This window comes from Micrococcus luteus, from assembly GCF_022664405.1.
Lineage (GTDB): Bacteria > Actinomycetota > Actinomycetes > Actinomycetales > Micrococcaceae > Micrococcus > Micrococcus luteus.
In genome coordinates, this window is the sequence record NZ_JAKRLB010000018.1 from 1 (window position 1) to 21,917 (window position 21,917).

General features: G+C 75.0%; 21 protein-coding genes. 16 read left to right on the forward strand and 5 right to left on the reverse strand.

Going from position 1 to position 21,917, the window contains the following annotated elements:
* The 5 genes from MF605_RS08840 to MF605_RS08860 all read left to right on the forward strand — a co-directional run.
* On the forward strand, positions 1 to 1,300 hold a 1,300-nt coding region (locus MF605_RS08840), incomplete at its 5' end, for a TadA family conjugal transfer-associated ATPase (RefSeq protein ID WP_277933440.1).
* Positions 1,297 to 2,424, forward strand: a complete 1,128-nt coding sequence (locus MF605_RS08845; protein WP_134415818.1) for a type II secretion system F family protein — start codon at positions 1,297 to 1,299, stop codon at positions 2,422 to 2,424. The genes MF605_RS08840 and MF605_RS08845, both read left to right, overlap by 4 nt.
* 176 nt (positions 2,425 to 2,600) lie before the next feature.
* Positions 2,601 to 2,834: a DUF4244 domain-containing protein gene (locus MF605_RS08850; RefSeq protein ID WP_010080291.1), complete on the forward strand. Its 234-nt coding sequence runs from the start codon at positions 2,601 to 2,603 to the stop codon at positions 2,832 to 2,834.
* Positions 2,827 to 3,279 carry a TadE family type IV pilus minor pilin gene (locus MF605_RS08855; RefSeq protein ID WP_134415816.1) on the forward strand — a complete coding sequence of 151 codons (453 nt, stop codon included), beginning with the start codon at positions 2,827 to 2,829 and terminating at the stop codon, positions 3,277 to 3,279. The genes MF605_RS08850 and MF605_RS08855 overlap by 8 nt, the downstream gene beginning before the upstream one ends.
* A complete protein-coding gene (locus MF605_RS08860; RefSeq protein ID WP_134415814.1) occupies positions 3,276 to 3,719 on the forward strand; it encodes an Rv3654c family TadE-like protein in 444 nt (147 codons plus the stop codon). Before MF605_RS08855 ends, MF605_RS08860 begins: the two co-directional genes overlap by 4 nt.
* Here the strand turns inward: MF605_RS08860 and MF605_RS08865 are convergent.
* Positions 3,635 to 6,235: a DNA 3'-5' helicase SftH gene (locus tag MF605_RS08865; protein WP_134415812.1), complete on the reverse strand. Its 2,601-nt coding sequence runs from the start codon at positions 6,233 to 6,235 to the stop codon at positions 3,635 to 3,637. The genes MF605_RS08860 and MF605_RS08865 overlap by 85 nt on opposite strands.
* Positions 6,232 to 7,005: a GNAT family N-acetyltransferase gene (locus tag MF605_RS08870; protein WP_134415810.1), complete on the reverse strand. Its 774-nt coding sequence runs from the start codon at positions 7,003 to 7,005 to the stop codon at positions 6,232 to 6,234. The genes MF605_RS08865 and MF605_RS08870 overlap by 4 nt, the downstream gene beginning before the upstream one ends.
* 92 nt (positions 7,006 to 7,097) lie before the next feature.
* Between MF605_RS08870 and trhO the strand changes: the two genes are divergently transcribed.
* From trhO to proC, 6 genes are all read left to right on the forward strand, one after another.
* Entirely contained in the window at positions 7,098 to 8,027 is a 930-nt protein-coding gene (trhO, locus tag MF605_RS08875; RefSeq protein ID WP_134415809.1) for an oxygen-dependent tRNA uridine(34) hydroxylase TrhO, read from the forward strand.
* Positions 8,024 to 9,700, forward strand: coding sequence for a DUF7059 domain-containing protein (locus MF605_RS08880; protein WP_134415807.1), 1,677 nt, complete (start codon positions 8,024 to 8,026; stop codon positions 9,698 to 9,700). The genes trhO and MF605_RS08880 overlap by 4 nt, the downstream gene beginning before the upstream one ends.
* Before the next feature lie 143 nt (positions 9,701 to 9,843).
* Complete coding sequence (gene topA / locus MF605_RS08885; RefSeq protein WP_101966219.1) at positions 9,844 to 12,678, forward strand: type I DNA topoisomerase; 2,835 nt, start codon at positions 9,844 to 9,846, stop codon at positions 12,676 to 12,678.
* Between the two features lie 5 nt (positions 12,679 to 12,683).
* The gene (locus MF605_RS08890) at positions 12,684 to 13,706 is read left to right on the forward strand and encodes a Ppx/GppA phosphatase family protein (protein ID WP_101966218.1); all 1,023 of its coding nucleotides are present in this window, start codon (positions 12,684 to 12,686) and stop codon (positions 13,704 to 13,706) included.
* Between the two features lie 2 nt (positions 13,707 to 13,708).
* Positions 13,709 to 14,596 carry a sugar phosphate isomerase/epimerase family protein gene (locus MF605_RS08895; RefSeq protein ID WP_101966217.1) on the forward strand — a complete coding sequence of 296 codons (888 nt, stop codon included), beginning with the start codon at positions 13,709 to 13,711 and terminating at the stop codon, positions 14,594 to 14,596.
* Positions 14,593 to 15,423, forward strand: a complete 831-nt coding sequence (gene proC, locus MF605_RS08900) for a pyrroline-5-carboxylate reductase (protein ID WP_101966216.1) — start codon at positions 14,593 to 14,595, stop codon at positions 15,421 to 15,423. Before MF605_RS08895 ends, proC begins: the two co-directional genes overlap by 4 nt.
* Positions 15,424 to 15,438: 15 nt before the next feature.
* Here proC and MF605_RS08905 read toward each other — a convergent pair whose 3' ends face one another.
* Together MF605_RS08905 and MF605_RS08910 are read right to left on the reverse strand one after the other, a co-directional pair.
* Positions 15,439 to 16,116 carry a potassium channel family protein gene (locus tag MF605_RS08905; RefSeq protein ID WP_010080303.1) on the reverse strand — a complete coding sequence of 226 codons (678 nt, stop codon included), beginning with the start codon at positions 16,114 to 16,116 and terminating at the stop codon, positions 15,439 to 15,441.
* Complete coding sequence (locus MF605_RS08910; RefSeq protein WP_101966215.1) at positions 16,109 to 17,584, reverse strand: TrkH family potassium uptake protein; 1,476 nt, start codon at positions 17,582 to 17,584, stop codon at positions 16,109 to 16,111. The genes MF605_RS08905 and MF605_RS08910 overlap by 8 nt, the downstream gene beginning before the upstream one ends.
* Positions 17,585 to 17,721: 137 nt before the next feature.
* Here MF605_RS08910 and MF605_RS08915 point away from each other — a divergent pair, with 137 nt between their 5' ends.
* The 3 genes from MF605_RS08915 to MF605_RS08925 all read left to right on the forward strand — a co-directional run bounded on the left by MF605_RS08915 (position 17,722) and on the right by MF605_RS08925 (position 19,602).
* Complete coding sequence (locus MF605_RS08915; RefSeq protein ID WP_101966214.1) at positions 17,722 to 18,975, forward strand: acetoin utilization protein AcuC; 1,254 nt, start codon at positions 17,722 to 17,724, stop codon at positions 18,973 to 18,975.
* Between the two features lie 163 nt (positions 18,976 to 19,138).
* Complete coding sequence (locus tag MF605_RS08920) at positions 19,139 to 19,237, forward strand: 30S ribosomal protein bS22 (protein ID WP_005504750.1); 99 nt, start codon at positions 19,139 to 19,141, stop codon at positions 19,235 to 19,237.
* A 95-nt stretch (positions 19,238 to 19,332) separates the two neighbouring features.
* Complete coding sequence (locus MF605_RS08925; RefSeq protein ID WP_122054565.1) at positions 19,333 to 19,602, forward strand: glutaredoxin family protein; 270 nt, start codon at positions 19,333 to 19,335, stop codon at positions 19,600 to 19,602.
* 6 nt (positions 19,603 to 19,608) lie between these two features.
* On the opposite strand, the gene MF605_RS08930 is transcribed toward MF605_RS08925, so the two are convergent.
* Positions 19,609 to 20,349 carry a Bax inhibitor 1 family protein gene (locus MF605_RS08930; RefSeq protein ID WP_134415805.1) on the reverse strand — a complete coding sequence of 247 codons (741 nt, stop codon included), beginning with the start codon at positions 20,347 to 20,349 and terminating at the stop codon, positions 19,609 to 19,611.
* Positions 20,350 to 20,474: 125 nt separating this feature from the next.
* Between MF605_RS08930 and MF605_RS08935 the strand changes: the two genes are divergently transcribed.
* Together MF605_RS08935 and MF605_RS08940 are read left to right on the forward strand one after the other, a co-directional pair.
* Positions 20,475 to 21,149, forward strand: coding sequence for a histidine phosphatase family protein (locus MF605_RS08935; protein WP_134415803.1), 675 nt, complete (start codon positions 20,475 to 20,477; stop codon positions 21,147 to 21,149).
* A gap of 153 nt (positions 21,150 to 21,302) precedes the next feature.
* A complete protein-coding gene (locus MF605_RS08940) occupies positions 21,303 to 21,914 on the forward strand; it encodes a TlpA family protein disulfide reductase (RefSeq protein WP_134415801.1) in 612 nt (203 codons plus the stop codon).
* The last annotated feature ends 3 nt before the right edge of the window (positions 21,915 to 21,917 follow it).

Consider the following 21,917-nt stretch of genomic DNA (forward strand, 5'->3'; position numbering starts at 1 on the left):
TGCTCTTCCGATCTGGGGCCGACGACGCCGCCCCGCCCCGCCCGAGGGCGACCGGCGGTTCCCGTGGCCCCGCACCGGCCCGGCCGAGCCGGGACGCACGCAGGTCGCCGCGCCGCCGCTCGCCGCACCCGCAGCGGGCCCCGACGGGCTGGACGCCGCCGTCGTGCGCCGACGCGTGGCCGAGGCCCGTGCCTCGGCCGCGGACGGGGCGGAGCCGCCGCTGGCCCCGCTGATCGCCGAGGCCCTCGACGCGCCGATCGACGACCCGCGCGTGGCGGCGCTGGTCGATGAGCTCGACGGCTTCGGCCCGCTCGCACCCTGGGTGCGCAGCCCGGGCGTGACCGACGTGCTCGTGGACGGCGCGGGCGCGGTGTGGACCGACGGGGACGAGGGCCTCGTCCGCCGCCCCGGTCGGCTCGACCCCGAGACCGCCCGGGCGCTCGCGGTGCGGCTGCTGCACCGGGCCGGCCGCCGCCTCGATGCGGCGGTGCCGCTGGCCGACGCCCGCGTGGGCGGCGTGCGCGTCCACGCGGTCCTGCCCCCGGTCAGCGGCGGCGGCACCCTGCTGAGCCTGCGGATCCCGGCCGCCACGACGCCGTCGCTGGCCGCGCTGGCCGACGGCTGGCCGGACGGCGCCCTCTGGGCCGACGCCCTCGAGGCGCTCGTGCGCGACCGCGCCACCGTCCTGGTCAGCGGCGCGACCGGGGCGGGCAAGACCACGCTGCTCTCCGCGGCCCTCGGCCGGGTGCCGGGGGACGAACGGATCGTCGTCGTGGAGGACACGGCCGAGGCCGCGCCCGATCACCCGCACGTGGTCGCCCTGCAGTGCCGCGCCGCCAACGCGGAGGGCGCCGGCGAGGTCGGACTGGCCGAGCTCGTCCGCCACGCGCTGCGGATGCGGCCGGACCGGCTCGTGGTCGGCGAGTGCCGCGGCGCCGAGGTGGCCGACGTCCTCACCGCCCTGAACACCGGCCACCAGGGCGCGTGGGGCACCCTGCACGCCAACGCCGCCGCCGAGGTGCCCGCCCGGCTGACGGCCATGGCCTCCTTGGCCGGCTGGCGGCCCGAGACGGTGGCCGCGCAGGCCCGCGCCGGCGTGGACGCCGTGCTGCACATCGCCCGCGACGGCCACGGGCGGCACCCCGTGGAGCTCGCCGTCTCGGACCCGCGCGCCGACGGGTTCGCCCTGCTGCCCGCCCTCACGTGGCGGCCCGGGACGGAGGCGACGGGCGGGCGGACCGTCGAAGGACCCGGCATGCCCGCGCTCGCGGCCCGGCTGGCGGGGCGGAGCGGCCGGTGAGCACGACGACGGCGGCCGGGCAGGCACGACGGTCGCGCGCTGGGCGTGCCGTGCCGCTGCTGCCCTGGCGGGCGGGGCGGGCGAGGCCGGAGGAGGAGACGGAGGTGCTCGTCGGCGTGCTGCGCCGCTGGGCCGCCCTCGTCTCGGCCGGCCTGACCGAGGAGCAGGCCTGGCGGGAGACCGCGTGCACCCTGCCCGCCTGCGGGCCGGGCCCGAGCGAGGCGGGCACCGCGTGCTGTGCCCATCACCGCGCCCGACGCCGGGCCGAGGCACTGGCCTGGGATGTGCCGGCGTCGCATGCGCCGACCGGGGAGGCGGCGCGCGGCGGCGGGACCCTGCCCTGGCGGACCCCCGCACGGGACCCGGGCTGGGCGCTGGTCGACGCGGCGCTCGCGGCCGGGGCCCGGGCGGGTGCCGCTCCCGCTGCCGTGGCCCGGCGGCTGGCCCACAGTCTCGAGGCGGACGTGGACGCGGCCCGGGCCCGCCGCTCGGCCGCGGCGGGGCCGGGCGCGACGTCCCGACTGCTGCAGTGGCTGCCCCTGGGCGGCCTCGGCCTCGCGTGGCTGCTCGGCACCTCCCCGTGGGACCTGGCCCGCTCGCCCTTCGGTGCCGTGGTCGCCGCGGTGGGGCTGCTGTTCTGGCTGGCCGGGCGGTCCTGGACGCGCCTGCTGCTGCGTGCGGCCGCGCGCGAACCGGCGGCGGTGGGCGCCGCCGTCGTGCTGGACGTGTTGGCGGCGCTGCTCAGCGCCGGCCGATCCCTGCCCGCCGCGCTGGACGACCTCGGCCGAACCCTGCCGGGCGCCCGCGGCCTGCGCACCACCGCGACGCTGCTGCTATGGGGCCGGGACTGGGACGAGGCGTGGGCGGGGCTCGACGCTCACCCGGTGTGGGTCGAGACCGCCGCCCGACTGCGACCGCTGCACCGGTCCGGGATGGCCGGCGCCCGCACGCTGGCCGAGACCGCCGCCGCCGTCCGTCAGCAGACCCGACGGGCCGACGAACGGGCGGCCGAGGAGCTCGCCGTGCGCCTGGTGATGCCGCTGGGGCTGTGCTTGCTGCCCGCCTTCGTGTGCTGGGGCGTGGTGCCCGTCGTCATGGCCCTGCTCGGGGCGGGACCGGGCTGAGGCGGCGGCGACGCCGGGGCGTCCGGTCCTGCACAGGGCCCCGATCGCCCCGCCCCATCCCCGGATCCGCGCCACCCCCGGCGCGCGAGCCCTCGAGCGGGCCAGCCTGGGACCAGCGGCCCGGCCGGGCCGTCATCACCGCCCCGCACCGCGGGGCCCACTCCAGGAGGACCACCATGACCCACCGCTCCCACACCGCCCAGCCCGCCGTCACCCGCCCGAGCGACCGCGACCGCCTCGCCCGCGTCGTCGACGCCGCGGGCGAGGAGACCGGCGCGATCACGGCCGAGTACGGCATCCTCACGCTCGCCGCCGTGGGCTTCGCGGGCGTGCTGGCCGTCGTGCTCACCAGCCCGGACGTGCAGTCGCTGCTCGTGGACCTCGTCTCCGGGGCGCTCCAGCGTGACTGAGCACCCGACCTCCGCCCCGCCGTCCGGGCGCCGCACGGGCGCCCGGACGGCGGGGTGGCCCCGGGCGCTCCGGGGCGGCGAGACCGGGGCCGTCACGGCCGAGTACGCGGTGCTGCTGCCCGTGATCGCGTTCGTGCTCGTGTCCGTCCTGCTGGCCGGGGCCGCCGCGGTGCAGCAGGTGCGGGGTCAGGACGCGGCGGCGTCGGCCGCCCGCATCCTCGCCCGGGGCGACGACGAGGCGGCGGCCCGGGACGCCGTGGCGCGCATGGCCGGCGACGACGCCTCGCTCTCGCACACCGTCGAGGGCGGGTGGGTGACCGTCGAGGTCGTCCAGCCCGGCCCCGGGCCGCTCGCCTGGGCCGAGGTGCTCACCCTCACCGCGCACGCCGCCGCCCCCGACCAGCGGCCCGGAACGCCCGCCGCCGGGCCGGAGGACCGGTCATGACCCGTGGGAGGGCGCCCGCGCGGGGCGAACGCGGCTCGGGCACCGTGTCCGTCCTGGGCACGGCCGCTCTGGGGGCGGGGCTGCTGCTGGCTGTCGCGGCGCTGGGGCAGGCCTCGGCCACCGGCTCCCGGGCGGCCGGGGCTGCCGATCTGGCGGCGCTCGCCGCCTCCGACGCCCGGCGCGGGCTCTCCGACCACGAGCCGTGCGTGCTGGCCGGGCGGACCGCCGAACGCAACGGGGCCGCCGTCGTGGCGTGCGAGGTGCGCGAGGACGGGACCGTGCGCGTCGCGGTCGAGCTCGCCCGCGCCCCGCTGCCGGCGGCCACGGCCGATGCCGTCGCGGGTCCGCCGCGGTCTCAGGCCCCGGGCGCCGCGTCCGTGGCCCCGCCGGAGGCACCGCCGCCCGAGCCGTCGGTCGAGGCGTCCGCCGGGACGAGGTGATCGGCGTGGTCCATCAGGAACCGCAGGACGGTCAGCGCGCCGGCCTTGTCCAGCGGGCTGTTGCGGTTGCCGCACTTGGGGGACTGCACGCAGGACGGGCAGCCCTCCGCGCACTCGCAGGCCGCGATGGCCCCCGCCGTCGCCTCGACCCAGCGCCGCGCCTGCTCGAAGCCGCGTTCGGCGAAGCCCGCCCCGCCGGGCCGGCCGTCGTAGACGAACACGGCGGGGGAGCCGGTGTCCGGGTGCAGGACCATCGAGACGCCGCCGATGTCCCAGCGGTCGTTCGAGGCGACGAGCGGCATCATGCCGATCATCGCGTGCTCGGCCGCGTGCAGGGCGCCGGGCAGGCGATCCGTGGTCAGTCCCGCGGCGATGAGCTCGTCCGAGGCTGCCTGGAACCACACCGCGGAGGTGAACAGGTCCCGTGCCGGCAGGTCGAGGGGCTCCTCGCCGAGCACCTCCCCGGAGACCAGGGCCTTGCGCTGGAAGGACACCACCTGGGTGCGGACCTGCACGTCCCCGAGGCACCAGCGCAGGGTGCCCGCGCGCGCGTCCAGGCGGCGGTGCACCGCCACGATCTCGATCTCCGTGACGTCCCGGGCCTGCGTGGTGAAGTCCGGCCAGGCGCGCGTGACGACCACCGCGTGCGCGTCCTCGTCCAGCTCCTCCACGAGGTACGTGCGGTCCTGGTGCACGTACACCGCGCCGGGATGCGCCTGGTAGTGGGTCTGGGGCGAGTCCATCGTGCCCAGCAGGGCGCCGGACTCGGCGTCGATGATGTCCATGGGACCGCCCCCGTCGTCCCGCAGGGAGACCATGCCGGCGGCGTGCTCGGGGTGCGTCCAGAACCAGCCGGCCGGCCGACGGCGCAGCAGCCCCTGCGCGACCAGCACGTCCAGCAGGGCGCGCACCCGCTCCGGCTCCCCGAACCAGCCGAACGCCTCGGGCGTGATCGGCAGCTCCGCGGCGGCCGCGCACAGCTGCGGGCCGAGCAGGTGCGGGTTCTCCGGGTCCACCACGGTGTCCTCCACGCCCAGGTCGAACACGGCCTGCGGGTGGTCCACCACGAACGTGTCCAGGGGGTCGTCCGAGGCCACGAAGAACGCGAGTGCGTCCTGGCCGCCGCGCCCGGCGCGGCCGATCTGCTGGAAGAACGACGCGCGGGTGCCCGGCCAGCCGGCCACCACCACCGCGTCCAGCCCTGCGACGTCGATGCCCATCTCCAGCGCCGGCGTCGAGGCCATGCCCAGCAGCCGACCCGAGCGCAGGTCCGCCTCCAGCTCCCGCCGCTCCTCGGGCAGGTAGCCCGAGCGGTAGGCCGCGATCCGCGTGCCGAGCCCCGGCTCGACCTCCTCGAGCTGCCGCTTGGCCGCGCTCGCGATGGCCTCGGCACCGCGCCGCGAGCGGATGAACGCCAGCGTGCGGACCTGCTGCAGGGCCAGGTCCGTGACCAGGTCGGCGGCGGCGGCCATCGCCGAGCGGCGGACGGGCGCGCCGTTCTCGCCCCGGCGGTCCGTCAGCTCCGGCTCCCAGAACGCCACCGTCACCGCCCCGTGCGGGGACGCGTCCTCCGTGACGGCCGTGGCCGGCGCCCCGATCAGTCGGGCGAAGTGCCCGGCCGGATCCGCCGACGTCGCCGACGCCCCGATGAACACGGTCTCCGGACGGTCCCCGCGGTAGTGGGTGGCGATGCGCCGCAGTCGACGCAGCAGGATCCCCACCTGCGAGCCGAAGACGCCCCGGTACGTGTGCGACTCGTCCACCACCACGAACGTCAGATTCCGGAAGAACGCGGCCCACCGCTCGTGGTGCGGCAGGATCCCCACGTGGAGCATGTCCGGGTTGGTCATGAGCACGGTGGCGTGCTCGCGGGCCCAGATCCGATCCTGCGGTGCGGTGTCGCCGTCGTAGGGGGCCGCGCGCAGCCCCGGGGCACCGTCCCGCTCGAGGGCGCGCCAGGAGGTCAGCTGGTCCGCCGCGAGGGCCTTGGTGGGGGCGAGGTAGAGCGCGGTGGCCCGGGGGTCGGCGGCCAGCCGGGTGCCGACCGCCAGCTGGTAGCCCAGCGACTTGCCCGACGCCGTACCCGTGGCGAGCACGGTGTGCGTCCCCGCGCCGGCCAGGGCCGCCGCCCGTACCTGGTGCAGCCACGGCCGCTCGACGCCGCGCGCCGCGAAGGCCCTGACCAGGCCCTCCGGAGCGTCCGCGGGCCAGTCCGTGTGCCGGGCCTGCCGTGCGGGCAGCTCGGTGACGTGGCGGATCTGCTCGGGCAGCCCGGTCCGGCCCAGCGCCGCACGGAGTCCGGCCCCCGCCGGCGTGTCCGGGCGCAGGTCGCCGGGCGCCGTGACGGACAGCCCGGCCACGACGTCGGCCAGCACCTCACCGACGGGCTGCGGCTCCGGTCCGGAGAAGTCCGGGGCGGCGTCGTCGACGGGCGGCGCGGAATCCGCCGTGCCGGGCGGCCCCCAGCCGCCCGCGGGATCCGCCCAGGGATCGTGCTCCGGGAGGTGGCCGGTCACGCCCCCATGGTGCCGGTGTGCTCGGCGGCGGGGTTGTCCTCGGCCAGGCCGCGACCCCAGATGGACACGGGGCCGAGGTCGGTCCAGGCCAGGTGGCGGTACAGCTTCTGGCCGTCCGGGGACGCGACGAGCAGGCCGCGGCTGATCTCACCGTCGCTCATGACCTCGGAGGTGAGGTAGCGCATCACGAGGGAGCCGAGGCCGCGGCGACGGTGGTTCGGGGACGTCCAGATCCGGTCGTAGACGGCGGTGCCGCCCTCCTCGGTGACCCAGCCGAGGGCGGCGAGCTCCTCCTCGCCCTCGGGCACGGTCGAGGCGCCGACGGCCAGGATGCGCAGGCGACGGCTGCCCTCCATCGGTTGGTCCACGCGGGCCTCATAGCCCTCGGGCAGCAGCGGGGGCTCCACGTCCTGCAGCTCGGGGTCCATGTCCATGGTCATGAAGCGCTCCGGCTCGGCCTGGGCCTTCAGACCCATGGCCTTCGGGTCCTCGCCGGCGTCGCCGAACACTGTGAGCAGGATCTGCTCCTGGTCCCGCACCGCCTCGCGCAGGTCCTCCAGCTCCCCGCGGGAGGGGTTCACCACCACGTGCTCCCACGTGGCCGGCACGTCCACCGTGGCGCGACCGGAGCCGCCGGGGATCATGCGGGCGGGGCGAGGGGTGCGCAGGGCCGCGCGTCGCCCCGCCTCCTGGCTCGTACGGTAGCCGCGCGATCGCGACCAGGCCGCGAACCAGATGTCGACCAGTGCCGGATCCAGATGCTCAGTCATGTCTGAAGGGTAAGGCGTGTGGCCGGTGCGGGCCAGGCCCCGCCCGCCCTCACGGCCGTGGCGTCCGGGGTCGCGCACTAGCCTGGACCTCGATGAGCACCGCCCCCCTCTCCCGCATCGCGCTGTACTACCGGTTCACCCCGCTCGCCGACCCCGAGGCGGTGCGGCTGTGGCAGCGCACGCTCGCCGCGTCCCTCGGCCTGACCGGCCGGATCATCGTGTCGCCGCAGGGGATCAACGGGACCGTCGGCGGACCGGTCGACGCCGTCAAGCGCTACATGCGCGGCACGCGGGAGCATCCGGCGTTCCGGGACCTCGAAGTGAAGTGGTCGGACGGCTCGGCGGCGGACTTCCCCCGCCTCTCGGTCAAGGTCAAGCCCGAGCTCGTCGCGTTCGGGGCCCCCGAGCGCGTCACCGTGGACGCGGACGGGATCGTCGGCACGGGGGAGCGGCTCACGCCCGTCCAGGTGGACGCGCTGGTCGCCGAGCGCGCCGGCACCGCGAACCCCGTGCGCTTCCTCGACGGCCGCAACACGGTGGAGGCGGCCATCGGCCGCTTCGACGGGGCCGTGGTCCCGGACGCGCACACCACCCGCGACCTGCTCGCCGCCGTCGACTCCGGGGCCCTGGACCACCTCAAGGACGCGCCGCTGATCACCTACTGCACGGGCGGCGTGCGCTGCGAGGTCCTCTCCGCCCTGCTCAAGGACCGCGGCTTCGCCGAGGTCTACCAGCTCGACGGCGGCATCGTCCGCTACGGCGAGGCCCGCGGCGACGCCGGACTGTGGCGGGGCGAGCTGGCCGTGTTCGACCGACGCCTGTCCACCCGCTTCACCGCCGATGCCGAGACCATCGGCCGGTGCGTCACGTGCGAGGCCCCGACCTCGGCGCTGCGCAACTGCGCCGACCCGGCCTGCACCACGCTCGAGGTCCGCTGCGCGGCCTGCGCCGCCGACGACCCCGAGCACCGCTGCCCCGTCTGCGCCCACCGCCCCCACCCCGCCGAGAGGACCGAGGCATGAGTCCCGTCCCGACACCCCCGTCGCCCCCCGCCCCGCGGCTGACCCCGGCCACGGCCGCGGCCCTCGCCGCGGACCTGGCAGCCCTGCCGTTCACCACCGCCGCCGTCGAGGGGCTGCTCGGACCCGTGGCCACGCTCGCCCTGGACCGCGAGCACGCCGAGGCCGCCCGCCGCGTCGTCGCCGGTCACCTGGCGGGCCCCGGCCGGCACGACGACGCAGCCGGCCCCGGCGACCGGCACGGCACGCGGGGCCTCGCCGCCGCCGTCGGGGCCTGGCTGCTCGGCGACCCCGTCCCCGCCGCCGACCTCGACGCCGCGCTGCCCAGCCTCGGTCTGGCCGGGGCCGTGGCGGCCGGGCTCGTCGTCGAGGGGCCGGACGGGCGCGTGCGCGGCGCGGTGGACCTCTCGCCGTACGACGCGGACGAGCCGGGCCGGATGTGGATCGCCTCGGACCTGACGGCCCTGCAGCGGCGCGGCCCGCTGCCTCCCGAGCACGTGCTCGGCATCGGTCGGGCCTCCCTCACGCTCGCCGGCGCCACGCAGCGCCGTCCCGTGGCCCGCGCCCTGGACGTGGGGGTGGGCTGCGGGATCCAGACCCTGCACCTGCTCGCCCACGCCGACCACGTGACCGCCACGGACCTCTCCGAGCGCGCCCTCGCCTTCACCCGGTTCAACCTGCTGCTCAACGCGGACGTGCTCGGCCTCGACCGGGAGCGGCTCGAGGACCGGGTCCGGCTGGCGGCCGGCGATCTGCTGGCGCCGGTGGCGGGGGAGCGGTTCGACCTCGTGGTCTCGAACCCGCCGTTCGTGATCACCCCGCGCACGGACCCGGACGCGCCCGTGCTGACCTACCGCGACGGCGGCCGCGAGGGCGACCGGATCGTCGCGGAGCTGATCGCGGCCCTGCCGGACGTGCTCGCCGAGGGCGGCACCGCGCAGCTGCTCGCCAACTGGGAGATCCCGGCGGGGGACACCACCGACGCCGACACCGCACCGTGGAACGCGCGCCCGCGTTCGTGGGTGGCGCCGGGGATGCAGGCCTGGTTGCTCCAGCGCGACCGGCAGGACCCCGCGGGCTACGCGGAGACGTGGCTGCAGGACTCCTCGCTCGAGCTCGACCCGCCCGCCTATGAGGCCGCCTACCGCGGGTACCTGGAGGACTTCGACGCCCGCGGCGTGGCCGGGGTCGGCTTCGGACACGTGTGGCTGCGCCGGCCCGCTGCGGACGGCTCCCAGGGCCGGGGGTGGGTGGTCGCCGAGGAGCTGACCCAGCCCGTGGACGAGGCCCTCGGCGCCGCGTGGGCCGCCGCCGTCGCCCGCCGGGACCGGCTCGCCGCGGGCCCCGGGGCGGGGGACGCCGTGGGAGACCCGGCCCTGGCCGCGCTGCGCGGACTGCACCTGCGCGTGGCCCCGGACGTCACGGAGGAGCGGCACCAGCGCTTCGGGGCGGAGCACCCCGAGGTGATCCTGGCCCGTCAGGGCTCCGGGTTCCGGCGTGTGGCGCGCCTGGACACCGCGACGGCGGGCGTCCTCTCGGCCAGCGACGGCGAGCTGTCCGTGGGGCAGCTGGTGGGCGCGGTCGCCGCGCTGCTGGAGCTGGACGAAGCGGGCCGGGCCGGCCTGCTGGCCGCGCTGCGGGAGCTGTACGAGGACGGGTTCCTTGTGGAGGGCTGAGCGGACGGGCGGTGGCGGGCGCGGGGACGCCGGGCGTTATCGTGGTCAGCGCGCCCTACGATGTGGGGACGTCCGCCCCCGGCGGACACGGGTCGGCTCGCGTCGGCCCCGGACCCGCAGCAATCCCGTCCCAGGAGGACCCGTTGTCCACTACCCCCGCTTCCGTGACCGCTTCCGTGCCCGAGGGCAAGAAGCTGGTCATCGTGGAGTCCCCGGCCAAGAGCAAGTCCATCGCGAAGTACCTCAACGCGGTGGGCTCCGGCTGGGTGGTGGACTCCTCCGTGGGGCACATCCGCGACCTTCCCAAGCCCTCGGACCTGCCGGCGGACATGAAGAAGGGCCCGTTCGGCAAGTTCGCCGTGGACACGGAGCACGGCTTCACCCCGTACTACGTGGTGCACCCGGACAAGAAGAAGAAGGTCACGGAGCTCAAGCGCGAGCTCAAGGACGCCGAGGCCCTCTACCTCGCCACGGATGCGGACCGGGAGGGCGAGGCCATCGCCTGGCACCTGCTGGACACCCTCAAGCCCACGGTGCCGGTGTACCGGATGACCTTCGGGGAGATCACCAAGGAGGGCGTGCGCCGCGGACTGGAGAACATCCGTGAGCTGGACACGGCCCTCGTGGACGCCCAGGAGACGCGCCGCATCCTCGACCGCCTGTTCGGCTACGAGCTCTCGCCGGTGCTCTGGCGCAAGGTCTCGCGCGGGCTCTCGGCGGGTCGCGTGCAGTCGGTGGCCACCCGCCTCGTCGTCGAGCGCGAGCGCGAGCGCATGGCCTTCGTCTCCGCACAGTACTGGGGCGTGGAGGGCACGTTCACCGTCGCCGAGGGCGCCCAGGCCGCCGAGGCCGTGGGCAGCTCCTTCACCGCACGTCTGAGCACCGTGGACGGCGAGCGTGTGGCCACGGGCCGCGACTTCGACGACGCCGGGCGGCTCAAGGCCTCCGCCGGCAAGAAGGTGACCCACCTGGACGAGTCCGGCGCCCGCTCGCTGGCCGAGGGTCTGCGCGGGGCGGACTTCACGGTCGACTCGGTGGAGGACAAGCCGTACACCCGCCGCCCGGCCGCCCCCTTCACCACCTCCACGCTGCAGCAGGAGGCCGCCCGCAAGCTCCGCATGAGCTCCCGCGTCTCCATGCAGGTGGCCCAGCGCCTGTACGAGAACGGCTACATCACGTACATGCGCACGGACTCGGTGAACCTCTCGCAGGAGGCCGTGCAGGCCGCCCGGCGCCAGGCCACCGAGCTCTACGGGGCGGACGCCGTGCCGGCCCAGCCGCGCGTCTACGCCAAGCGCAACGAGACCGCGCAGGAGGCCCACGAGGCCATCCGACCCGCGGGGGACTCCTTCCGGACCCCGGCCCAAGTCAAGGCCGAGCTGCGCCCGGACGAGTTCCGCCTGTACGAGCTGATCTGGAAGCGCACCGTGGCCTCGCAGATGGCCGACGCCAAGGGCTACACCGCCACGCTGCGGCTCTCGGCCACCGCGCAGGACGGCCGCCTCGCGCAGTTCAGCGCCTCGGGCACGGTCATCACGTTCAAGGGCTTCCTCGATGCGTACGAGGAGGGTCGGGACGCCGAGGTCGACGGCGAGAACGCGGAGGCCAAGGACCGCCGCCTGCCGCAGGTGGCCCAGGGCGAGCGCCTCACCGGTGACCCGATCGAGGCCACCGGGCACGAGACCTCCCCGCCGGCCCGCTACACCGAGGCGTCGATCGTCGCCGAGCTGGAGCGCCGCGAGATCGGGCGTCCCTCCACGTACGCCCCGACGATCTCCACGATCATGGACCGCGGCTACGTGTCCAAGCGCGGCACCGCGCTCGTCCCGTCGTGGACCGCGTTCGCGGTGATCGGCCTGCTCGAGGACTACTTCGCGAAGTACGTGGACTACGACTTCACGGCCCGCATGGAGGACGACCTCGACCGGATCGCCGCCGGCGAGCTCGGCCGCGAGGCCTGGCTGCAGACCTTCTACTTCGGGGCCCCCGCCGCGGAGACGGAGAAGGGCGTCGAGGGCCTCAAGCACGTGGTGGACAACCTCGGCGAGATCGACGCGCGGGCCGTGAACTCCCTGCCGATCACCGAGGACATCACCCTGCGGGTGGGCCAGTACGGCCCCTACCTGGAGCGGTCGCTGCCGTCCGACGCGGAGGCGGGCGCCACCCCGCCGCGCGCCAACGTCCCCGAGGACCTGGCCCCGGACGAGCTCACCCCGGCCAAGGCCGAAGAGCTGTTCGCCACCGCGCAGCCCTCCGAGCGCGAGCTCGGCACGGACCCGGAGACGGGCCGGACCGTCGTCGCGAAGGACGGGCGCTACGGGCCCTACGTCACCGAGGTCATCCCCGAGATGACCGAGGAGGAGCTGCAGGCCTGGCTCGACGCCCAGCCCACCGAGTACTACAAGAACGGCAAGCCCAAGCCGAAGAAGAAGCCGGCCAAGGAGAAGCCCCGCACCGGCTCCCTCTTCACGAGCATGTCCGTGGACACCGTGACCCTCGAGCAGGCGCTGCAGCTGATGTCCCTGCCGCGCGTCGTGGGCGCGGACGCCGAGGGCGAGGTCATCACCGCCCAGAACGGCCGCTTCGGGCCCTACCTGAAGAAGGGCTCGGACTCGCGCTCGCTCGAGTCCGAGGACCAGATCTTCAGCATCACGCAGGAGCAGGCCCTCGAGATCTACGCCCAGCCGAAGCAGCGTGGCCGCGGGGCCGCCAAGCCGCCGCTGGCCGAGTTCGGCGAGGACCCGGTCTCCGGCAAGAAGGTCACCGTGAAGGAGGGCCGCTTCGGCCCGTACATCACGGACGGCGTCACCAACATCACCGTCCCGCGCGGCCGCCAGCCCGAGGAGCTCACGGCGGAGGAGGCCTACCAGCTGCTCGCGGACAAGCGCGCCAAGGGCCCGGCCACCCGCGGCGGTGCCAAGAAGCCGGCGGCGCGCAAGACCCCGGCCAAGAGGACCACCACGCGGAAGAAGGCCTGAGCGCCATGCGCCTCGGTGTCCTGGACATCGGCTCCAACACCGTCCACCTGCTGCTCGTGGACGCCCACCCGGGGGCCCGCCCCGTCGCCTACGCGGAGCACAAGCGCTCCCTCCCGCTGATCCGCTACCAGGACGCCGACGGGGCGATCACGGAGGAGGGTCAGCGGGAGCTCGTGGACTTCGTCCGTGAGGCCGCCGCGTTCGCGGAGGAGCACCGGGCGGAGGACATGATCTCGTTCTGCACCTCGGCGATCCGCGAGTCCGCGAACGGTGCCGCCGTGCTGGCCCGCGTGCAGGCCGAGACCGGTGTGCACCTCTCCGAGCTCACGGGGGACCAGGAGTCGGCCATGACGTACTTCGCCGTGCGCCGCTGGCAGGGCTGGGGCGCCGGCTCCATCCTGAACTTCGACATCGGCGGCGGCTCCTTCGAGATCGCCTACGGCCAGGACGAGCTGCCCTCGCACGCCCTGTCCCTGCCGCTGGGCGCCGGCCGCCTCACCCGCGACTGGGTGCCCGAGGACCCGCCCAGCCCCAAGGCGGTGAAGAAGCTCCGCAAGCACGTGGAGAAGCGACTCGAGGAGGCGTATACGGCCTTCCCGCGCATTGAGTCGCCCGTGGTGGTCACCGCCACCTCGAAGACGTTCCGCTCCCTCGCCCGGATCACCGGGGCGGCGCCGTCGGCGGCGGGACCCTTCGTGAAGCGGCACCTGCACGCGGACGACCTGCACCTATGGGTGAACCGCCTCGCGGCGATGACCATCGCGGAGCGGGCGGAGCTGCCCGGCGTCTCGGACGTGCGCGCGCATCAGGTGTTCGCGGGGGCGATCGTCGCGCTGACGGCCATGCGCACGTTCGGCATCGCCCAGCTCGAGATCTGCCCGTGGGCGCTGCGCGAGGGCCTGATCCTCAACCGCCTCGACGCGCTCATGCTCGAGGGCCACCTCACCCGGGACGGCCTGCCCGGTGTCGGCCACGTGAACCTCAACCCGGACACCCTCCTGCCGGGACTGAGCCTGGGGGTGCGCTGACCGTGGCGGACTCCACCGCGCACGTGGCCCCCGCGGTGCGCTTCGGCACGGACATCCCCGTGACCCTGTCCTCCTCGTCCGTGTTCCCCCTGGGCACCCAGGACGTGTTCGCCACCGCCGAGGACCTCGGCTACGACGGCGTGGAGGTCATGGTCACGCACAACGCGTGGAGCCAGGACGCGCGGCGGCTGACGCGGCTGTCCGAGCGGCACGGGATGCCCATCGACTCCATCCACGCGCCCACTCTGCTGTTCACGCAGCAGGTCTGGGGCTCCGCGTGGTCCAAGATCCGCCGCTCCGTGGAGCTGGCGCAGGACGTGGGCGCAGCCACCGTGGTCGCCCACCCGCCGTTCCGCTGGCAGGGCACGTACGCGGTGCGCTTCGCCGAGGGCATCCACGAGCTCATGGCGGAGACCGGCGTCGTGATCGCCGTGGAGAACATGTACCCGTGGCGGGCCTACGGCCGCGAGGCCAAGATGTACCTGCCGCACTGGAACCCGCTGCCCGAGCCGTACGAGCACGTCTGCTGGGACTTCTCCCACGCGGCCATCGCGCGGGCGGACTCCCTGGCGGCCGTCCGCGAGCTCGGCCCGCGGCTGCGGCACGTCCACCTCACCGACGGCAACGACTCCGGCAAGGACGACCACCTGGTCCCCGGCGAGGGCACGCAGCGCGTGGCCGAGACCCTGCGCCACCTGGCAACCGAGGGCCTGGCCGGCGCGGTGTGCGTGGAGGTGGGCACCCGCGGCGTGGAGTACGCGGGCCAGCGCGAGGAGAAGCTGGCCGTCTCGCTCGCCTTCGCGCGCGAGCATCTGGCCGCCGGCGGGACCGACCACCACGACGACGACGGCGCTCCGCGCCCGACCACGAAGGAGACGGACCAACCATGAAGCTGACCATCCTGGGCCTGGGCACCATGACCGGGGCCATCCTCGCCGGAGCCCTCGAGGCCAGCGCCGTGCGCGCTGAGGACGTCACCGCGACCACCCGCTCCGCCGCCTCCGCCGAGAAGGCCGCCGCGCAGCACGGCGTCACCGTGACCTCCCAGGAGCGGGACGAACGCGCCAACCATGCCGCGGTCGCCGAGGCGGACATCGTCCTGGTGGGCGTGAAGCCGAAGGACATGGTCGCCACCCTCACGGACCTGGCGCCGTCGCTGCGCCCCGAGACCGTGGTGGTGTCCGTGGCAGCCGGCGTCACCTCCGCCACCATGGCCGCCGTGCTGCCGGCGGGGCAGCCGATCGTGCGGACCATGCCGAACACGCCCCTGACGGTGGGCTCCGGCGTCGTCGGCATGGCCCCCGGGCCGGGCGTCACCGAGGAGCAGACCACCGCCGTGCGCGCCCTCTTCGAGGGCTCCGGCCTGGTGGTGCCGGTGGCCGAGGAGCAGCTCTCCGCCGTGGTCGCCACCGCCGGCTCCGCCCCGGCCTACGTGTTCCTGCTGGCCGAGCTGATCGCCGCCCACGGTGCGGAGATGGGACTGGACGCCGCCTCCGCCGAGGCCATGGCCGCGGCCACCGTCAAGGGCGCCGGCATCATGCTCCAGCAGGAGGGGGCCAGGGCCGAGGCTCTGCGCAAGGCCGTGATGAGCCCGAACGGCACCACCGAGAAGGCCGTGGAGGCGTTCCTGGACGGCGGCATGGGCGACCTCGTGAACCGTGCCATGGACGCGGCCGCGCAGCGCGACAAGGAGATGGCCGAGGAGTTCGGGGCCTGACGGCTCCGGTGTGCCTCAGGGCCGGGCCGCGAACCGGTCGATGAGGTCCGTGTGCCCGGAGACGATGAGGGTGTCGCGCGGGCCCACCCGGGTGTCCGGCTGGGCGTAGGTGAAGTCCTCGCCCGGGGTCTTCACACCCACCACGGTCACGCCGTACTTGGAGCGCACGCGGGACTCGGCGAGCGTGAAGCCCACGCACTCGGCCGGCGGGTACATCTTCACGATCGCGAAGTCGTCGTCGAACTCGATGAAGTCGAGCATGCGCCCGTTCACGAGGTGGGCGGCGCGCACACCGGCGTCGTGCTCCGGGAAGATCACGTGGTTCGCCCCGATCCGCTTGAGGATCGTGCCGTGTGCCTCGCTGATCGCCTTCACCCAGATGTGGGGGATCTCCAGATCCACGAGGTTCACGGTGATCAGCACCGATGCCTCGATGGAGGTGCCCACGCCGACCACCGCCGTCGCGAAGTCCTGCGCACCGAGCTGGCGCAGGGCCTCGGAGTCGGTGGCGTCCGCCTCCACCACGTGGGTGAGCGAGGGGGCGAAGCGCTGCACGAGGACGGGGTCCCGCTCGACGGCGAGCACCTCGCGGCCCTGCGCGACGAGCTCCTCCGCCGTGGCGGCGCCGAAGCGGCCCAGCCCCACGACGAGCACGGGGGCGTTGGGATCGGTGCGCTGCGGGGTGTCAGCCAATGATCGGCCTCTCGACGGGGTAGCGGTAGAGCACGCGCCGCTGGCGCAGGGCCAGGGCGGCGGCGAACGTTATCGTACCAACGCGGCCCGCGAACATCATGGCCGTCAGGACGTATTTGCCGGTCGGTGGGCTCTCCGCTGAGACGCCCACGGAGAGCCCGCACGTGCCGAACGCGGAGATCACCTCGAACAGGGGCCGCTGGAGGGACTCGTCGGTGATGTGCACCAGCGCCAGAGTGGCCACGAGCACGAGGGTGGCCCCGAGTGCGAGCACCGCGATGGCCACGCGCAGGGACTCGGGGGCGATCGTGCGGCCGTGCGCCGTCACCTCGCGGTCGCCGCGCGCCTCCGCCACGATCGCGAGGAACATGATCGCCAGCGTGGTCACCTTGATGCCGCCCGCGGTGGAGGCGGACCCACCGCCCACGAACATCAGCGCGTCCATGAGCAACAGGGACTCGGGCTGGTGCGCGTTCGTGTCGTCGATCGCGAAGCCTCCGGAGCGGGTCATCATGGAGCCGAACAGGGAGTGCCCGACCCGCTGCCAGAAGCCCATGCCGGCCTGGGTCGCCGGGTTGCCCGCCTCGAAGAAGAAGAGGGCGACGGCGCCGAGCACCAGCAGGGCCAGCGTCACCTCGACCGTGAGCTTGGTGTGCAGGTTCCACTCCCGGAATCGCCACCCCTTCTCCAGCAGCACCATGACCACGGGGAAGCCGAGCGCGCCGAGGAACACACCGACGCCGAGCACCGTGATGATCACCGGGTCGTGCATGATCTCCGGCAGGCCGTCCACGTGCAGGGTGAACCCCGCGTTGTTGAAGGCGCTGACCGAGTAGAAGACCCCGTGCCACAGGCCGGTGAGCCACGAGCCGGAGATGGCCGCGAACCGCGGCACGAGGACGAGCGCCAGCGCGGCCTCGGCGGTCAGCACCGTCACGACGACGACGCGCAGCAGCTGGCCGACCTCGCCGAGATTCCCGGAGGTCATGCCCGCCTGCTGCGTCGCCAGCTTCGACCTCAGGCCCAGATGCCGGGAGACGGCCAGCGTGAGCAGCGAGGCAATCGAGAGGATGCCCAGGCCGCCGATCTGGATGGCCACGAGGATGATCACCTGGCCCGCGGGGGACCAGTGCGCGGCCGTGTTGACGGTGGTCAGACCGGTCACGGAGAAGGCGGAGACCGCGGTGAACATGGCGTCGTGCAGGGGGGTGGCGTGGCCGTCCGCCGCGGCCCACGGCAGGGCGAGGAGCCCGGTGAACACCAGGGCCATGAGGGCGAAGGCGGAGAGGGCGGCGCGGGCCGGGGAGCCGCCCACCACCGAGCTGACGGCGCGGCCCGAGCGCCGCAGCACCGTGCGCAGGTCGGTCGAGGACTCCAGCGTGGAGGCCTGGCCGGGCCGGGGGAGGCCGCCGGGCCGGCGCACCCCGCCGTGTCGGCGGGCGTGCGGAGTCGGACGGGGACCTGCCACGGGGCACCTCCTGCACGGGGGACGGGAAACGGACCGGCTCCACAGTATCGCGCGCGCCGTGGCCCGCGCGTCACGCGGGCGAGACATCCGAGGCGATCGTCGCCACCGTGCCGCCCGGAGCCCTAGGCTGGACCGTGATGAGCACCACGTCCACCCCTCCCGCTCCCACCCCCGCTGCTGTGGTGTGGGACTCCAGCCTGCTCCGCTACCGGTTCAGCGCGGAGCACCCGATGGCGCCCCTGCGGCTGGATCTCACGCACCGGCTCGTGGAGGCGTTCGGCCTGCTGGACGCGCCCCACGTGCGGATCGTGGAGCCGCCCGTGGCCACGGACGAGCAGCTCGCCCTCGTCCACGACCCCGAGTACGTCGCCGCCGTCCGCCGGGCCGCGGCGACGTCGTCGGCCGAGGACGGCCGCTTCGGCCTGGGCACCGAGGACTGTCCCGTGTTCCCGGACCTGCACGAGTCCGCCGCCCGGATCGCGGGCGGCTCCCTCGTCGCCGCGGAGGCGATCTGGTCCGGCGAGGTGGACCGCGCCGTGAACTTCGCCGGCGGCATGCACCACGCCGCCCGGTCCTCGGCGTCCGGGTTCTGCATCTACAACGACTGCGCCGTGGCCATCCAGCGCCTGCTGGACCTCGGCGCGGAGCGCGTGGCCTACGTCGACGTGGACGCGCACCACGGCGACGGCACGCAGTCGATCTTCTACGACGACCCCCGCGTGCTCACCATCTCCCTGCACGAGACGGGCATCAGCCTGTTCCCGGGCACGGGCTTCGCCAACGAGATCGGCGGCTCGGCCGCCCAGGGCACGGCGGTGAACGTCGCGCTGCCCCCGCGCACCGGTGACGCCGGCTTCCTGCGCGCCGCCCACGCCGTGGTCCCGCCCCTGCTGGAGGCGTTCGCCCCGGACGTGCTGGTCAGCCAGCACGGCTGCGACGGCCACCTCACGGACCCGCTCGCCGACCTGCGGCTGAGCGTGGACGGCCAGCGCCAGCTCGCATTCGACGTCGGCGACTGGGCCGACCGGTTCGCGTACGGCCGGTGGCTGGCCACCGGGGGCGGCGGCTACAACCCGCTGCGGGTGGTGCCGCGCGCGTGGACCCACCTGACCGCCGCCGTCCTGCAGACCCCGATCCCGGTGAAGAGGGAGATCCCCGCCGCCTGGATCGAGCACGTCCGGGCCCTCACCGCGGACGAGCTGACCGGGGACATGTCCGTGCACGTGGGGGACGACGCCGAGCGGATCCCCACCGTGATGGGCGAGGACGCGGACGTGTGGTGGCGCTCGTGGGAGGTGGGTTACGACCCGGCCGACCCGGTGGACCAGTCGATCATGGCCACGCGCCGCGAGGTGTTCCCGCTGCACGGGCTGGACCCCTGGTTCGACTGAGCCGGCCCGCGTCCCGGTTCGACCGCGGCCCGTGCGGCCGGTATTGTGGCCGAGAACGTTTCCAGGCGTTCCACATCCGGTGGAATGCGGGTCGGCGTGTCCGGCGCCCCGGATGCCTGCGGTCCCACGACCGCCGACCCTCGCCCCGATTCAAGGAGTCCCCATGGGATCTGTGATCAAGAAGCGCCGCAAGCGCATGTCGAAGAAGAAGCACCGCAAGCTGCTTCGCAAGACCCGTCACCAGCGTCGCAACAAGAAGTGACGCCCGCGCCCTCCGGGCGCTGACGAGACGAAGCCGCCGTCCCCTTCCGAGGGGACGGCGGCTTCGTCGTGGACGGCGATCCGTAGAGTGGGGCCATGACCGCCGACCTGCCCGCCGCCACCGCCCGCGTCCAGCTGCTCGTGAAGCCCGGCTGTCACCTGTGCGCCGAGGCCGAGGCCACGGTGGCGCAGGTGTGCGACGCGCGGGGCGAGGCCTGGGAGGCCGTCGACGGCGCCGCGCACCCGGCCCTGCTCGAGCGGTTCGCGGACGAGGTGCCCGTGCTGTTCGTCGACGGCGTCCAGCGCGACTTCTGGCGCGTGGACCCGGCCCGCCTGGGCCGGCTCCTGGACGCCCCGCGGGCCTGAGCGGGCTCAGCGGCGCGCGAAGCGCTGCCAGGCCTTCAGCCGCATGTACTCCGTGGCGTCCGGGCGGTAGGCGAGCACGATGCCGGCGACGCCGAGGCCCACCCACACCAGGTCCAGTGGGCTGAACGCCCCCATCACCGCGTTGGAGACCAGCACCAGCACGGACAGGGACGCCAGCACCGTTCCGACGATGCGCGCGGCGCGCGAGCCGCCGCGGATCGCGAACGCCACCCACAGGTAGACGAGGAACGCGAGCACGCCGAACACGGCCGCCGTCGTGGCGAGGGCCGGGAGCATCCCGTCCATCATGGCGCGCATCTGCTCCGCCTGGTCGGCGGGCAGATCCATCTGCTCGACGGACCGGTCCAGCTCCTGCTGGATCGCGGCCTGGCCCTCCGGCTGGGTGATGGCGAAGGCCGCCAGCAGGGTCGTCGCCAGCAGCAGGAGGCCGCCCGAGACGATCAGCCAGAACGCGGCCGTCAGGGAGCGCGGCCGCGGGGGCAGCTCGACCGGGCCGGGAGACTGCCAGTCGGCCGGGCCGTGGGGAGAGGGGGCCTGGGGCATCCCCGCCTGGCCCGGGGCGCCGTACGGAGCCGCCGGCGGTGCGCCGTAGGGGTCCTGGCCGTACGGGCTCGCGCCCGCCGGGCCGGGGGAGCCCGGGGTCGGCCCCTGCGGGGCGGCGCCGTACGGGTCGGTGCCGTACGGGCTCTGGCTGCCGTGGGGATCGGTGGGCGAGGTGCCGGACATGGGGCCTCCTAGCGACGCCGACGCTCGCGGCGCCTCGGTGCGGACGGGGGTGGCGGCGCGGTCGCGCCGAGCTGTGCCCCACGCTACCGCCGGGGCCACCGGTCCGCCTCTGCCAGACTGGCCCCATGCAGACGCTCGCCACCGTCCACCTGGTCCGCCACGGAGAAGTCCACAACCCCGATCGTGTCCTCTACGGCCGCCTGCCGGAGTTCGGGCTCTCGGAGCTCGGCCACGAGATGGCCCGGGGCGTGGCCGCGTGGTTCGCGGAGCGCACCGCGCAGACCGGCCGGGCGCCCGCCGTCGTCGCGGCCTCCCCGCTGACCCGCGCGCAGCAGACCGCCGCGCCCATCGCGGCCGCGTTCGACCTGCCGCTGGTCACCGAGCCGGACCTGATCGAGGCGGAGAACGCCTTCGAGGGCATGTCCCAGGTGGCGGCGTCGCTGAAGCGGAACCCGCGGCTGTGGCCCCGGCTGCGCAATCCCCTGCGCCCGTCCTGGGGTGAGCCCTACCGCGCGCAGGTCGCCCGGATGCTGGCCGTCGTCGACCGGCTCCGCGGCGAGGCCGTGGCCGCCGAGGGGCCCGGCGCCGAGTCCGTGCTCGTCTCCCACCAGCTGCCGATCTGGGTGACGCGCCTGGCCGTCGAGGGCCGTCCGCTGTGGCATGACCCGCGCCGCCGTGAGTGCTCGCTGACCTCCGTGACCTCGCTCGTGTACGAGGAAGGGCGCAGGGTGCCGCGCGTCGAGTACCACGAGCCGAACCAGGCCCTGCTCAAGGACGCCTCCTCCCTGCCGGGCGCCTGAGGCCCCGACGGCGGCCGGCGTCGACGGCGCCGGCCGCGGCCTCCCACGGGGTGGGGGTGTGACGTCCAGGGTTCAGTCAGAATGCGGGGCGGACAGTAGACTTCCCAGGTCCCCGGAATCCAGCGCCGCGCATCCCCTGGAGGGCAGCCCGCCATGCAGACCCCCCGTCCGTCCCGTCGAACCGTGCTGACCGGCCTCTCGCTGCTCGGCCTCGCGCCCGTCCTCGCGGCGTGCTCGGGGGACGACTCGCTGACGCGGCAGGCCGGCAACGCGGACGGCAAGAACTACATCGCCGGCGACGGCTCGGTGCTGGAGATCGCCCCGGAGGAGCGCGGCGCCCCCGTGGAGTTCGCCGCCGAGCTCTTCGACGGCACCCCCGTGACCGGCGCGAGCCTGCGCGGCACCCCCGCCCTGCTGAACTTCTGGTACGCCGCCTGCGCGCCGTGCCGCGTCGAGGCCCCCCACCTCGTGGCCCTGCACGAGCAGTTCGAGCCGCAGGGGGTGCGGTTCCTCGGCGTGAACGTCCGGGACACCGTCACCACCGCGCAGGCCTTCGAGCGCACCTTCGAGATCCCCTACCCGTCCATCGAGGACGCCCGCGGGGACGTGCTCCTGAACATGACCGACTACGTGCCCCCGCAGGCCGTGCCCTCCACCCTCGTCCTGGACGTCGAGGGCCGCGTGGCCGCCCGCGTGCTCGGCGCCGTGGAGGAGTCCACCCTGCGCGCCCTGCTCACCACCGTGGTGGACGAGGCCGCGGCCTGACCG

Bases quoted from the DNA above. Each gene is read 5' to 3' on its own strand.
- MF605_RS08850 (WP_010080291.1), top strand. From the start codon at position 2,601: ATGACCCACCGCTCCCACACCGCCCAGCCCGCCGTCACCCGCCCGAGC.
- MF605_RS08860 (WP_134415814.1), top strand. From the start codon at position 3,276: ATGACCCGTGGGAGGGCGCCCGCGCGGGGCGAACGCGGCTCGGGCACC.
- MF605_RS08870 (WP_134415810.1), bottom strand. From the start codon at position 7,005: ATGACTGAGCATCTGGATCCGGCACTGGTCGACATCTGGTTCGCGGCC.
- trhO (WP_134415809.1), top strand. From the start codon at position 7,098: ATGAGCACCGCCCCCCTCTCCCGCATCGCGCTGTACTACCGGTTCACC.
- MF605_RS08880 (WP_134415807.1), top strand. From the start codon at position 8,024: ATGAGTCCCGTCCCGACACCCCCGTCGCCCCCCGCCCCGCGGCTGACC.
- MF605_RS08890 (WP_101966218.1), top strand. From the start codon at position 12,684: ATGCGCCTCGGTGTCCTGGACATCGGCTCCAACACCGTCCACCTGCTG.
- proC (WP_101966216.1), top strand. From the start codon at position 14,593: ATGAAGCTGACCATCCTGGGCCTGGGCACCATGACCGGGGCCATCCTC.
- MF605_RS08915 (WP_101966214.1), top strand. From the start codon at position 17,722: ATGAGCACCACGTCCACCCCTCCCGCTCCCACCCCCGCTGCTGTGGTG.
- MF605_RS08920 (WP_005504750.1), top strand. From the start codon at position 19,139: ATGGGATCTGTGATCAAGAAGCGCCGCAAGCGCATGTCGAAGAAGAAG.
- MF605_RS08925 (WP_122054565.1), top strand. From the start codon at position 19,333: ATGACCGCCGACCTGCCCGCCGCCACCGCCCGCGTCCAGCTGCTCGTG.
- MF605_RS08930 (WP_134415805.1), bottom strand. From the start codon at position 20,349: ATGTCCGGCACCTCGCCCACCGATCCCCACGGCAGCCAGAGCCCGTAC.
- MF605_RS08935 (WP_134415803.1), top strand. From the start codon at position 20,475: ATGCAGACGCTCGCCACCGTCCACCTGGTCCGCCACGGAGAAGTCCAC.
- MF605_RS08940 (WP_134415801.1), top strand. From the start codon at position 21,303: ATGCAGACCCCCCGTCCGTCCCGTCGAACCGTGCTGACCGGCCTCTCG.